The organism is Lysinibacillus sp. UBA6686 (assembly GCF_002455205.1).
GTDB lineage: Bacteria > Bacillota > Bacilli > Bacillales_A > Planococcaceae > Lysinibacillus > Lysinibacillus pakistanensis.
Map to the genome: position 1 here is coordinate 71,395 of NZ_DKJS01000001.1, position 13,256 is coordinate 84,650.

General features: G+C 35.0%; 12 protein-coding genes. 4 read left to right on the forward strand and 8 right to left on the reverse strand.

Annotation, left to right across the window (positions count from 1 at the left end; genetic code table 11):
- Positions 1–31 precede the first annotated feature (31 nt).
- The 6 genes from B2R82_RS00350 to B2R82_RS00375 form a co-directional block, all read right to left on the reverse strand.
- Positions 32–1,438 (reverse strand): sensor histidine kinase, encoded by a 1,407-nt coding sequence (locus tag B2R82_RS00350; protein ID WP_286922974.1) that lies wholly within the window; start codon positions 1,436–1,438, stop codon positions 32–34.
- The gene (locus B2R82_RS00355; RefSeq protein WP_286922975.1) at positions 1,439–2,152 is read right to left on the reverse strand and encodes a response regulator transcription factor; all 714 of its coding nucleotides are present in this window, start codon (positions 2,150–2,152) and stop codon (positions 1,439–1,441) included.
- Between the two features lie 88 nt (positions 2,153–2,240).
- Positions 2,241–2,591: a YxeA family protein gene (locus tag B2R82_RS00360; protein WP_286922976.1), complete on the reverse strand. Its 351-nt coding sequence runs from the start codon at positions 2,589–2,591 to the stop codon at positions 2,241–2,243.
- A gap of 19 nt (positions 2,592–2,610) precedes the next feature.
- Positions 2,611–3,342, reverse strand: coding sequence for an ABC transporter permease (locus B2R82_RS00365; protein ID WP_286922977.1), 732 nt, complete (start codon positions 3,340–3,342; stop codon positions 2,611–2,613).
- A gap of 12 nt (positions 3,343–3,354) precedes the next feature.
- Complete coding sequence (locus B2R82_RS00370) at positions 3,355–4,107, reverse strand: ABC transporter permease (RefSeq protein WP_286922978.1); 753 nt, start codon at positions 4,105–4,107, stop codon at positions 3,355–3,357.
- Positions 4,104–5,021: an ABC transporter ATP-binding protein gene (locus B2R82_RS00375; RefSeq protein WP_286922979.1), complete on the reverse strand. Its 918-nt coding sequence runs from the start codon at positions 5,019–5,021 to the stop codon at positions 4,104–4,106. Before B2R82_RS00375 ends, B2R82_RS00370 begins: the two co-directional genes overlap by 4 nt.
- Positions 5,022–5,463: 442 nt before the next feature.
- On the opposite strand from B2R82_RS00375, the gene B2R82_RS00380 reads away from it, so the two are divergent.
- The 3 genes from B2R82_RS00380 (at position 5,464) to B2R82_RS00390 (ending at position 8,379) form a co-directional block, all read left to right on the forward strand.
- Positions 5,464–5,910 (forward strand): GNAT family N-acetyltransferase, encoded by a 447-nt coding sequence (locus B2R82_RS00380; RefSeq protein WP_286922980.1) that lies wholly within the window; start codon positions 5,464–5,466, stop codon positions 5,908–5,910.
- A 319-nt stretch (positions 5,911–6,229) separates the two neighbouring features.
- Positions 6,230–7,183 carry an alpha/beta fold hydrolase gene (locus B2R82_RS00385; RefSeq protein ID WP_286922993.1) on the forward strand — a complete coding sequence of 318 codons (954 nt, stop codon included), beginning with the start codon at positions 6,230–6,232 and terminating at the stop codon, positions 7,181–7,183.
- Between the two features lie 134 nt (positions 7,184–7,317).
- The gene (locus tag B2R82_RS00390) at positions 7,318–8,379 is read left to right on the forward strand and encodes an NAD(P)/FAD-dependent oxidoreductase (protein WP_286922981.1); all 1,062 of its coding nucleotides are present in this window, start codon (positions 7,318–7,320) and stop codon (positions 8,377–8,379) included.
- Between the two features lie 387 nt (positions 8,380–8,766).
- Here B2R82_RS00390 and B2R82_RS00395 read toward each other — a convergent pair whose 3' ends face one another.
- Positions 8,767–9,003, reverse strand: a complete 237-nt coding sequence (locus B2R82_RS00395; RefSeq protein WP_286922982.1) for a DUF362 domain-containing protein — start codon at positions 9,001–9,003, stop codon at positions 8,767–8,769.
- A gap of 11 nt (positions 9,004–9,014) precedes the next feature.
- A complete protein-coding gene (locus tag B2R82_RS00400; protein ID WP_283872775.1) occupies positions 9,015–9,524 on the reverse strand; it encodes a YwhD family protein in 510 nt (169 codons plus the stop codon).
- A gap of 538 nt (positions 9,525–10,062) precedes the next feature.
- Between B2R82_RS00400 and B2R82_RS00405 the strand changes: the two genes are divergently transcribed.
- A complete protein-coding gene (locus tag B2R82_RS00405; protein WP_286922983.1) occupies positions 10,063–13,110 on the forward strand; it encodes an ATP-binding protein in 3,048 nt (1,015 codons plus the stop codon).
- Positions 13,111–13,256: the final 146 nt, after the last annotated feature.

Consider the following 13,256-nt stretch of genomic DNA (forward strand, 5'->3'; position numbering starts at 1 on the left):
TTTATTGTTAATACTGGGTTTTTATTTTGTTTTAGATTACTCCATCCTCATTTTGCGTTTGTATTGGGAATTCCATAATAACTTCTAAACCTCTTTGATTTTCTCCTTTTGAAAGAATAAGCCGACCATGATGGGCTTGTAAAATCCGTTCAACCATTGGAAGCCCTAGTCCACGACCTTGCTGAATATTCTTCTTTCTTCTTGATGAGTAAGGTAATTCGGTTATCTCTTTCAATTGCTCTTGTGGAATTCCCCGTCCATTATCTCTGACAATAAAGTAATATTTAGAAGAATCTTCAGATAGAGAAGTTTCCAATATGATTCTGCAGCCTTGGGGATTATGATGCACACTATTATTGACAAGATTACTGATTGCTCGAAGTAATAATTTCTCATCTCCATTGACTTTAATAGCTTCATCAGCTAATTTTAGTTCAATGTCATATCGCTCTTCCAATCCGTTATTCAAAAAATCTGCTACAACTTGTCTTGCTAAAACTGATAATCTTATATCCTTCAAATGCAACGGTTGCATTTCATATTCAAGCATCGAGACCAAATTCAAGTCGCTTACAAGTGAGCGTAACTTTTCACCCTGCCGCCTAATAATACCAGATTGATGCCTTTGCTCCTTTGGCAAGTCTGAATTATCCTCCATTTCACTTGCATAGCCCAAGATCATAGAAAGTGGTGTCCTGATATCATGAGAAATCCCGGATATCCAATTGGAGCGTGCTTCATCTCTTGCCTTCAAGGCAATCGTCTTTTTTTGAAGCTTATCTGATGCGGAATTGATGCTTTTTGCCAAATCACCAAATAAGCCTTTAGAATCCAACTGGACTGTTTCCTCTCTAGCAAGATTATGAACTCCCTCTACTAGGGGTTGTATTCTTCTAATCAGACGTGTGCCAATTACAATAGAAATCAGTAGTGCTAGTGCCACATTAAAGAATAGCAGTAGTACAAGTTTTAGTGGCAAAGAACTTACCCAGTTAGAAAGAAAATCAAATTGATACTTCCAATGGCTTTCCTTAGGATATCCCAGCACAACTAAGCCATCATCGTGCTCCCAAATATAGACAGGATATTTCATAAGATAATAGCGAGAAAACTTTGCTACATCAACAAGATTGTATTGTCGAGGCACATCATTAGGTAGATTATAATCCCATTTCACATGGCCATCCTCCCCAAGCAACATAACCCATGACTGATTGTATTCCAGAAGTTTTACTGCATCCTCATTTAAACTATAGCTGTCGTTTTGCTTGTCCAATCCTAGTACTACTTGCTTAAGCACACCTTCTGGAGAAGGTTGCTGGTTAATTTCTTTGAATACCAGTGTCCCTAGCAGAATGAAGTTAAAAATAAGCAAAAATATTGAAATAAAGATGGTTGCGGTGACGAATCGACGTAGTATACGAAATATTCCTTCCACCTAATTTGTCTCCTTCAGTAGCAATTTATATCCTAAACCCCTAACTGTGAGAAGATGAATTGGTTTAGAGGGATCTTGCTCAATTTTTTCACGAATCCGTCTCATATGAACCATTAATGTATTTTCGTAACCATAGCTGTCGTCTCCCCAGACAGCCTGGCATAAGGCATCACTAGTGACAATTTTCCCGTTATTATTGTACAACTTTTGAAGGATTGCATGTTCCTTTGCTGTTAAAGGTATTTCTTCTTGATTTCTTTTTACAACAGCGCTATCTAAATCAATGATTAGATCCTCCAATCGAAAGACAGCTGAATCTTCTGTTACTGGAGAGGAATAGACTCTTTTTAGAATTGCTGTCAGTCGTAAAACCAATTCACGGGGCAGGAAGGGCTTTACAATATAATCGTCTGCCCCTAAACCCAGTCCTAGTATTCGGTCTTCATCCTCACCTCGAGCAGAAAGAAAAAGCACTGGTATCTCAGAGAACTGCCTAATAGAGGTTAGAAGTGAGAATCCATCACCATCAGGTAGCATAACATCGAGAATCGCAATATCAGGCTTAACTGTTCGGCAAATCGACAAAGCTGAGGAAAAATCGGCAGCAGTATATATACGAAAAAAGCCTTCTTTTCGTAAAAATTTCTCAATCATTATTACCATTTCCAATTCATCATCTACAATTAATATCTTTTTTTCTTTTAAATTCTCCAATGCGCATCACCTAATTTTAATTATACATATTTAAGGAAATGATTAACTCTATTTTAGATCGTATTTTTATAATGAAATATAAAATCTTTTATTTTGTATATAGCTGCTGTACCGTCTTAGGTAGTTCCTCGAAAGAAACCTCTTCCCAATGTGTAACGCCACGAAGCTTTGTATAATATAGCTGGAGATATGCTCCTTCCCTCAATTGTTTCCCCGCCGAAAACTCAAGCTTTTTTTCTTTCCCTTTCTTATTGTAGGCAGTTAGCTTATAATCGTAACGTTTATCTTCGTTTTCAACCCCGAAATCGGTGACTATTGTATAATAGACAGTTTTTCCAGCGGGGTTATCAGGTATTAACTTATCCGGAGTCATGAGGAACATTAACAAGCAACCAAAAATTATAAGGATGAGTCCCACTACTAATAATATTTTTTTCATCACAAATTCCTCCTAGGTATTAGGATGATTCAATATCTTGATTTTTCAATCGATTAATTGACATAGACGCAAAAATTACAATAAAAGTCATATTCATCACCCAAAACAGGATGTTCTGTATACCCGTCATCTCCACTTGATTCACTACACTCATACCAAAAGTGAGTAACGAGTAAGGGAAAAATAAACCTAACTTTGCTATATACAAACCCAGTCCAATAAAGACTGCGGATAGACTAATTCCAATAGGTATAGCAAAGCTACGGATTCGCAAAGACAATGCCAATTGCAAAGAGATAATAGATAGAGAAGCAAACCATCCTCTGATCGTCATGGATATCGTCTCTACTGGGAAAGGCTCTGATATGGAGAACAAGGTTCCGGCCAGCAAATAGAGGCCTATAAATAGCATTTGTACAAACAAGATTAGAATGCTCACAACCACCAATTTTGCGATAAACACACTAGAAACAGATACAGGAGAGGTCATTAGCATATTCCAATTTCGATTTAAATGCTCAAGTCTGCATACATAGGCACAACAAATAGCAATCAAGATAGGAAGGAAAAACTCACCGTAAAACAAGCTGACTTGAGTCCATAAGCTGTACCAGCCATTTGTCAGAACACCCTGGTTAAAATAAAAATTTAAACATCCAATCAGCATACTTATGAGAGGAAGTACAACAAGTACAAAACCAATCCGGGAATGTCGTAATTTCAGAAATTCAGCAACAATACTTCTTTTCATTAGCTTTCCTCCTTAGATTTCTTGCCTGGAAACATGAATGCGTCCAGCAATGTAGAATAGGGTAGTCATAATAACTGCAATCCCGATAATCACGACATCAACGGGCTGTTTCATATAGGTACTAGAAGACTCTGAGAATAAATAAGTAATTGGACTAAGATCCAAATAATAAGACCAGATAAAAATATGTCTGATAGTAGCAGGGAACAGCCCAGCCGTCATTCCTATAAAGCCCCCAAGCATACCCAAACACAATGCAAAGGCTTGGTTTTTGATAACTAAAGAAATCCATTGCTGAAGTGCTGTGACAGCGAGAGTTATCAGTAAAGTACCCAAAATAAATCTAGCGAAAAGATCACTAGGTGGTGATCCCGGAAAATCCTTTATCAACCCAAACATAATCATGAGTAAAGTTTGTGCTAAGATGCCTAAGAAGAGAAGACTGTTGGCGAATAAATATTTCGCTACATATAGATGACCACGGCTCACATTGGTAGCAACAAGCATTTTCCATGTCTCTCCTTTGTGCTCCATATCACAAATCCGAGAGACGACAATGGCTGAAATAATCGGCATAAAAAGCCCATTCATGGAGGATATAGTAAATATCACAGATTCCCAGATTGCATGTTCGGGAATACTCGCAATAGAACGACTAATAGATATGAAAGCCCATAGGATTTCTACAGTTAGAAATAATAGAATCATCATCCCTATTTTTTTGCGACGAATTTTGAAATATTCTAGCTTCAATGTTGTTATCACAAACTTCGCTCCTTCCCTGTAATTTCTAAGAAAATATTCTCTAAACTTTTTTTATGCTCCTCAATTCGGGTGACAGGAATATTATGATCAACAAGAAATTTGTTCATTTCTGCCACCTTCGTATCTATAAGATTCTCAAACACCAGCCAGCTGTCACTCTCAACCGGACAATAGCCTTGGGTAAGTAACAAATGTTCAGCCTTGGTATTGTCCCCGGTCTTAAGAAAAATGGAGCTTTTACTTTTTTTTCTTAAGGTTTCCATTTTACCCTGGAATAGTAGATTCCCCTCACTAATAATACCAACTGAGGTAGCTATTTGATCAATCTCCGAAAGCAGATGACTTGAGAGCAATACAGTTATGCCATAACTAGAAGGTAGTGATTTAATAAGTTCTCGAATTTCCCCTATTCCTGCAGGATCAAGACCATTCGTTGGCTCATCAAGGATTAGCAGTTTGGGGAAAGCGAGAAGGGCCATTGCAATCCCTAGTCGTTGCTTCATTCCGAGTGAATATTGTTCGGTCTTTTTATTTTTATGATTTTCAAGTCGGACAATTCGAAGTGCCTCATCTACATTCTTATCGGGCACGTCTCGCAGTTGTTGCATAACCTTCATATTCTCAAGCCCCGTAAGATGCCCATAATAGGAAGGTGACTCAATAAGCGACCCAGTACGATGTAGAATAGAAGGTCGATTTTTATTTAGGCTCTCTCCGAAAATGTTAATGGTCCCTTCAGAAGGTTTAACGAGTCCGAGTAGCATTTTCAGCGTGGTTGTTTTTCCAGCCCCGTTTGGTCCAAGAAACCCGTATATTTCTCCTTCTTGAACATGAAGATCAACCCTATTTACTGAATTAAAAGACCCATATTTTTTGGATAAATTTTGCGTTTGCACAATAGCCGATGCAGTCATATAAAAACCAGCTCCATTCAAATTTTTATTTTTTCAGTTTCAACTTTAATGAAATCACCTTTCCACAGTCTAAAGGCAATCTTACGGCAACCTTAAATAACTAATTCCCTTAAATTAGAGGGCAATCTTTAATTTAAAAAAGAGAAAAGCTGATGATTTTCACCGGAATCATCAGCTTTCATATGTTTATGGCCATGAGGCTTTTAAAGCACTCCAAATATTTTCACAAGATTTATTTAATAATAACTGCACTTGCTTTTTAGATATATTTGGTCTGAAGTAGAGTAGGTTTTAATAAAAGTAATAACTTGTTTTATGTTGCAAATACAACAAAATGAGTATATATTAAGCAAATACGAATAAGGGGTTTTTTTGGCCTCTTAGTTATAGATCTATTACGCCATATTAATTAAATTTAAATCGTTAAGGAGAATCAAAGAAGATGATGAATTGGCAGATAAAAGAATTTAATCAATTAACTACAAAAGAATTATATGAAATTTTAAAAGTAAGAGCAGAAGTATTTGTAGTCGAGCAGCAATGTATATTCCAAGATATAGATTCAAAAGATGAAGTATCCTATCATCTGTTTTTGGAAGATCATTCTGAAATAGTCGCTTATTTAAGAATCCTACCTCCAAATATTTCATATTCTGAAGTTGCAATTGGCAGAGTTCTCACTAAAGCAGAACATCGAAAGAAAGGCATTTCTAAGAAATTGGTTCAAAATGCTATAAATTTTGTAACAGATAGTTTGGGAGAACAGGCTATTAGGATTTCTGCACAGGCCTATTTGTTGAAATTTTACAATGATTTAGGCTTTGAGCCAGTGTCGGAAGTTTACTTGGAAGATGGTATAGAGCACATTGAAATGTTGTATAGGAAATAAATTTTAATCTAAATTTTCACTGTATAAATTAAATTACTCTGCTTGGCCAATGAACGACTATCATTATCACTTTTCCAATCATAACAACCAAGTATTTAGATTCATGTTGTACATTCGAATGTTCAAACATTTTCGTATTCCCAATGTTACGGCTTATTTGCGCTTTCTTGCATATGACGACGTAACATTTTTTGTTTGTTCATATTCCATTCATATTGTCGTCATAGAGAATATATCTTCGTCCAATAAGCTAACCTTAATGCCCATATAGGATAGCTAAGAAAAGGAGAAGGTACGAGTGAAACTAAAAGAAGAGAAAATGAAACTGAGGAAGGGTAAACCGCTCATCTTTATGCTTAAAGCAATTGGGGTTATAGTTATTGCAATAGCACTTTTTATGGCCATTGTTTTTATTGTTAATATTGTCTGTAACAAATTCGAGCAAGGAAAAATAGGTAGTTATGGTCAGCCTGTAACTGTAGACGGGAAGGATATGAATGTCTTCATTCAAGGAGAAGGCGAAGAAACCATCGTGCTCTTACCTGGTTATGGCACAGCAGCACCAGCACTTGATTTTAAACCACTAATAGATGAATTATCTCCATTTTACAAAGTTGTTGTAATTGAGCCCTTTGGTTATGGATTAAGTGATTTAACCGAGAAAGAACGGAGTACAGAGAATATAGTCAGTGAAGTACATGAAGCTTTACAGCAACTTCAAATTGAGCGGTATATTCTAATGGGCCACTCCATTTCGGGTCTTTACGGACTAGATTATGTGAACAAATATCCAGATGAAGTGAGTGCATTTGTTGGGCTCGATAGCAGTGTTCCAACGATAAGCGAGAAAAAGATTGATTCTTCAATCATTAGAACTATTAAACTACTAAAAAAATCGGGTTTAGCTAGATTGCAGGTGAAGCTAAGTGATGATCCCTATGCCGAACTACCATATGATGAAAAAACAAAAGAACAACTGAAAATTCTTAAACACAAAAACATGTATAATCCCAGCCAGTTAAATGAAGCTGAAATGATGTATGAAAATTTTAAAGCAGCGAAAAATTTATCATTCCCAAAAAATCTTCCTGTTATTTTCTTTATACAAGCGAATCATCCAGTCACTGACAGATGGGTGCCAGAGCATCAAAAACAAATAAAGGATTCTGTACATGGGAAAGTGATGACATTTGAAGGGGATCATTATTTATATCGTACCAAAGCACAAGAAATTGTAGAAAATTTCAGGGCGTATATGGATCAAATAAAATAAGCGTAGTAATTCAATTAAAATGTCTTAGCCAGTATGAGCATACAACGCTTTATTTGCAACTTTGTTAATAGAAGATAAACTAGGTTTTTAAACGTATATTATAAATAATACAAATAGAACGAGGAGGAAATGCAATGTCTAAAAATCAAAAGGTTATAATTGTTGGGGCAGGGATTGTTGGTGCATCTATTGCTTATAATCTATCAAAAGTACATCAGGATATCACGTTAGTTGAGAGCCATTCAAAAGCTGGCTGTGGTGTAACATCAAATTCCTTTGCCTGGATTAATCCTTCAGGGCGTGTTCCAGAAAAATTCCAACATTTGTATGACGGATCATTAGCAGAATATCACGTATTGGAAAAAGAGATTCCAGAATTAAAGGTAGATTGGAACGGCTCCCTTTCATGGGGAATTCCTGTAAACATCAATAAATCTTATGTAGAAAAAATAACTGGCCAGCAAGTATCGGACTTAGAACCTCATTTAAAAGAACATCCAAAGGAAGCTCTATATGCTTTTAAAGAAGGTGCGGTAGATCCTAATATTCTAACGAATCTTTTACTCAAGAAAGCCCAAGAAAATGGGGTAAATATATTGTTCGATACAAAGGTAACACAAGTTAAAAAGGAGGATGCTAAAGTTGTTGGCATACATACTTCAAAAGGTTTTATAGAATCAGACGTAATCGTTTTGGCAAACGGTACAGCGTTACCTGAGCTTTGTAAGCCTCTTGGTATTGAGGTACCTGTTGAGTCATCACCTTCTATTATTATTCGAATGAAATCTTTCAAAAAGCTTATTCACACATTAATTTCTAATTCAAGATTCGAAGCAAGACAGCTATCTGATACTACGTTAATTGCTGCTGAAGATTATTTGAATGACCATGGAGAAAATGGACCAGAAGAGATTGGAAAAAGAGCTTTAGAAACCCTTCGCTACGATTTGGTAGATGGGGAACATTTAGAGTTAGAAAGTATCAAAGTAGGAATGAGGCCAATGCCAAAAGACGGTTACCCCATTGTCGGTTTTCACGATGAGGTAAAAGGACTTTATTTAGCAGTTATGCATTCTGCAATTACGTTATCTCCAGTTATTAGTCGATTGATAGCGAAGGAAATCGTAGATAATGTGCAGATGGAAGAATTAGAAGGTTGTAGACTATCTCGATTTTACCAAGTAAATGAAATATGAGGAATTAAATATCAAATTTTAATCATGCTAGAAAAGGTAAAAGCAATTCGACATAAGCATCCAAGGTTACTATGATTGGCAAACATGGACTATGCCACTCACTAATCTTAAAAGCATAGTAGTGAAACTATAAAGAGAGGGGGGAAAAGGGGAGTCAAGTGAAGATACTTAAAGAGCGTGTTATGGTTGATTTTATTATTTTTTCATAATACGCTCTTTTCTATGTTCTATTAAGTACACTTATGTCTGTTTATTATTAATATGAAGCTATAAAGCATACTTCAAATCAACTAGTTTGGATTTCAAAATTCTGAATGATTTGAGAAAGGGGGATGCTAGGTATTGGCATTGCATACAGTAAGTCATAACTATTAGCAGATTCCATTTTTAGTTTCTAAAATGATTTAGTGCTAGTAGTGTTGCCGAATTATACTCAGTAGGCAAATCGTCCTCAAAATAAATTGCCTCTACTGGACAAACTAATTCACAAGCCCCGCAATCAATACAAATATCAGGATTAATCACATATTGGGTATCTGTCAAAACAATGCAATTTACAGGACAGACATCCAAACAGACAGCTGCTTTTTCATCCCTACATAATTCTGTAATTACAAAAGCCATTATAAAGCCCCCTAAATAGATAGTTGTTGTCTTAATTCTTCAGGTGACTGTTTCCAGTACTCCTCATTAAAGCCAGATAAAAACTGATAAAGTAATTTTTTTGAATTAATATCTACATGATTCAGGATAAATTGCCCTTTAAGTGCCTTATCCAAGTAATTTACTTGTTCTGGCAACGATTTATAGCCAAGTTTAATTCGGCGTTCTTCTTTTGATACGCGTACTTCACTTGCTGTACATCCCGCATAAAAAGGTCCGTTTTGAGCAATTTGAGTAGCTACCCAAACAATCCAATAACGATTATAATTGTCACTAGCATGAGCTAAATCAGGGGAAAATCGAACTTTTTTTTCAATTATACTTCGCCCATGTAAAGCTTCTAAGTCTATAAACACATGTTCATTTTCACAATCTATAATAATCGGCGTTACATTATTTAAATCAAGGGTACCTACTCCGTAACCTCCATCTCCATCTGTTGAATCGTTACTTAAGATAGTGAAATGCATTTTTTGTTTCATAGAAATCACCTTTATACGATTTTGAATTTCTAGATCAACTTCCAAATTTTGTTTATTTGAATAATCCTAAACTCAGATTTTCCTAATATTTTTATAAATAAAATATACAACTTATTTTCATTTCTTGTCTTCAGGCTTACGTCTGAATTGTTTGAAATGGTAAAGTTGTAATCTGAGTTTTTGTGTTGAAGTTCGCTAATATAGAAAATTAAATCACATTTATATTGTTCATAAATGGCACTTCGCATTGCTAAATATATAAGTTTATTTTTTTATTTAGAATTCAAAAAATTCTGTTATTTTAATCACTAAATTGGAAATTTTAATATATTAAAAGATCTTTGTTCAGATTTTGTTCAGTAAGGTTATATTAAAGTATATTATGTCAAAAAGATAATAGTGAGCTAGGGTTACCTAGCATTTTTTTAATTCAAAAAATAATGAGGATTTGAATAGTCACTTTAATAATAAAAGTGTGTAATATAAGCAATATGCTGTAATTATACATATGAATTTACTGAACTATGGAGGCATGATAATGAAAAAAAATATCCTAATCATTGTGAGTATTATCATGCTGTTTGTTATTGTCTTTTCCCTTGGCAATTGGCATTATTTCTCCAATACCCATCCTAAAATTGTACACGAAGGATTGGTAAAAATAGATACTGAGCAATTACAAAAGCCAGTAATATTAGAAGGGGATTGGACTTTTTATCCAAACCTCTTAATTCCTCCAAAGGACAGGCTTGAAAACTACAATAATAAAAAGGAGACATTACATGTACCCTTTAATTGGGAGCCGTATGTAGAGCGAAATAAAGAGGGGCTTGCTGTTGGTACCTATCATGTCAAAATAGAGGTACCGACAGAAGGATTTTACGGCTTATATATTAGAGCTATCCGACAAGCTAGTCGAGTTTTTATTAATGGTGTAGAGGTTGGGGCTAAAGGAAATGCAAGCACAGTCTTAAGTGAATATCAATCTGAAAATGATGATAAATATACAGTATTTGCGCACAGTAATAATAAGGTACTAGACATTGTCATCCATGTAGCGAACTACAATTATTCACAGCCAGGTATCGTTTATCCTATTGAATTTGGCACGAAGAAGGTCATTCAACAGCATTACAATTGGAAAGTGTTTATAGATGCATTAGTAAGTATTGGGCATATAGTCATTGGGGTCGTTTATATTCTTACATATATACAGAATCGTAAACGCAAAGAAGAGCTGTTCTTTGGTCTTTTTACAATCTCTTTAGGGTTTTATATGGCGTTTATTAATCAAAAAGTATTTTTTCTATTAGTTTCAGACATATTACTTGTCGATCAATTGCGTCTACAGCTCGGTATCGTTCCGATAGCTTTACTAGCTTTGACACTATTTATTTATTCGATGTATCCGCATCTACAAAAAAGAAAAATAATATATATTTTTATTATTTTACTAGGTGTGGTATTTGTTTTTTACGGTATTTACAATCCAATTACAAAAAATCAAAGAGCCTCTTCAGATTTTGAGGTGTTCTGGAGAAAAATAGCTTATATCAGTGTTACTGCTCCAGTTGTATTATATAATCTATGGATTCTAATTAGGGTTATGCTACATCGTCTAGAAGGTGTTCGTTATGTTCTAATCGTGATTTCAGCTATTTGTTGTTATTCAATTTTACTTGCTTTAAATTTCTTAATGGGTATTCCTATAGATTATACAGAATTTGTGTTATTTTTACTGATTTTGTTCGGGTTTGCTTCATTATTAAATTTTCGTGCGAATCAAGCCTTTATGAAAATCCAAGCATTATCAGAAGAATTGCTGGCACATAACCAAATGAAGGATGAATTTCTACTGAAAACTTCACATGAATTACGTACACCACTTAACGGTATTTTGAATTTATCAAAATCCTTAATGGAAGGGGCTCAGGGACCTTTAAAACGAGCGCAACAGGAGCAAGTCATTCTAATTCATAATGTCACACAGCGTTTAGGACATTTAGTAGAAGATTTGTTGTTTTCTTCAAATCAAATGACGGGAGAAGTAAGGGTTACCCCACGAAGTATCCCACCATCCGTTATTAATGAAGTAGTAGTAGAAATTCGTAGTATGATGGCAAAGAATAGTCAAGTTAGTGTTAGTGCTGAAGTGGATTTAGAATTACCTCATATATTCACGGATGAGTTACGCTTTAAGCAAGTTCTATATAATTTGTTGCAAAACGCTATTAAATATACAGAAGTTGGAGAAATCAAAGTGACAGCCTTTGTCCATCAACAGCAGATGGTCATTCAAGTTAGTGATACAGGCTGTGGTATTCCAGCACAAGATTTAGATCGAATCTTTAATGCCTTCTATCAAGGAAATAATCTTCAAAATAGGGAAGGACTCGGTTTGGGCTTAAGTATTACTAAAAATATTGTTGAAAAATTAAATGGTGATATTCATGTTTCAAGTACGATAGGGCAAGGTACTACATTTACTTTTACAATGCCACTTGCCACTGGCGAGCATCTGAGCATAGAGCAATCGGCTACAATTGCCTCTGATACTGTTGAAATACAGTTACAATTACCACTTATCTATAAAGGGAATAATAAAAAAATACTTGTAGTGGATGATAACCATGTCAATATAAAAGCTTTAGCTGATGCTTTAACACTTAAAGGATATACAGTTATTGCAGTCGATAATGGGTTTGATGCGATAGATTATATTAAAACTAATCATGTAGATTGTATGTTAATCGATCTAATGATGAATGGGATGTCGGGATATGAGCTATGTAAACGAGTACGTAAACAATTTGATATGCTAGAGTTACCTATTATTATCTTAACAGCGATTATGAAGCATTCTGATTTATTGGTAACCTTAAAAGTTGGTGCAAATGATTATTTACAGAAGCCTATTTCGATGGATGAACTTTTTATTCGCATCGAATCTTTATTAGCTATTCGACAATCTTCAATAGATGCAATAGAGGTAGAAATGAATTTTTTATATTCTCAGATTACTCCACATTTTGTTTATAATACGCTTAATACTATTATCGGTTTAAGCTATACAGATATGGACAACACGCGTGAAGCACTCTATTGTTTAGCAACCTATTTCCGTGCAAAGCTTAATGTGCATTATCGAAATAGCTTTGTCTCTGTTGAAGAAGAGATGGAGCTTGTAAAAGCATATTTATATATTGAAAAGATGCGTTTTGGTGATCGATTAAGTATCAAATATGATATTGATGAATCCATTCAATTAATGATTCCTGCTTTATCCATTCAGCCATTAGTGGAAAATGCTGTTTTTCATGGTATTTCTAAAAAACAAGAGGGAGGAACCATTGAAGTAAGTGTCCAAAGGGAGGGACAATTTGTCCGAATCAAAATCTATGATAACGGAGTAGGTATGCCTGAGGAAAAACTACAGCAGCTGATAAACGAAGAAAGCACACGTATTGGATTTATGAATCCTTTAAAAAAATTCAAATTAATGAAAAATGCTAGTTTACGTTTATACAGTGAGGAAGAAAAGGGGACAACGATTGTTGTTTTATTACCTGAGGGCGGTGGAGCGTGAAAAAACTAAGCATAATGATTAGATGACCGTCTTAATTTCAAATAACAAAAGGGAATGAAAAACTAAATGGTCAAGGGACCCTTTGTGAATATTTAGTCAAAATGAAGGTGATTTCCGTTCCAAACTACTCGCTTTGTTGCTGACGC

Excerpts from the sequence above, each read along its gene's own strand:
- B2R82_RS00380 (WP_286922980.1), top strand. The coding sequence starts at position 5,464 with ATGATGAATTGGCAGATAAAAGAATTTAATCAATTAACTACAAAAGAA.
- B2R82_RS00365 (WP_286922977.1), bottom strand. The coding sequence starts at position 3,342 with ATGAAAAGAAGTATTGTTGCTGAATTTCTGAAATTACGACATTCCCGG.
- B2R82_RS00390 (WP_286922981.1), top strand. The coding sequence starts at position 7,318 with ATGTCTAAAAATCAAAAGGTTATAATTGTTGGGGCAGGGATTGTTGGT.
- B2R82_RS00360 (WP_286922976.1), bottom strand. The coding sequence starts at position 2,591 with ATGAAAAAAATATTATTAGTAGTGGGACTCATCCTTATAATTTTTGGT.
- B2R82_RS00400 (WP_283872775.1), bottom strand. The coding sequence starts at position 9,524 with ATGAAACAAAAAATGCATTTCACTATCTTAAGTAACGATTCAACAGAT.
- B2R82_RS00405 (WP_286922983.1), top strand. The coding sequence starts at position 10,063 with ATGAAAAAAAATATCCTAATCATTGTGAGTATTATCATGCTGTTTGTT.
- B2R82_RS00375 (WP_286922979.1), bottom strand. The coding sequence starts at position 5,021 with ATGACTGCATCGGCTATTGTGCAAACGCAAAATTTATCCAAAAAATAT.
- B2R82_RS00395 (WP_286922982.1), bottom strand. The coding sequence starts at position 9,003 with ATGGCTTTTGTAATTACAGAATTATGTAGGGATGAAAAAGCAGCTGTC.
- B2R82_RS00385 (WP_286922993.1), top strand. The coding sequence starts at position 6,230 with ATGAAACTGAGGAAGGGTAAACCGCTCATCTTTATGCTTAAAGCAATT.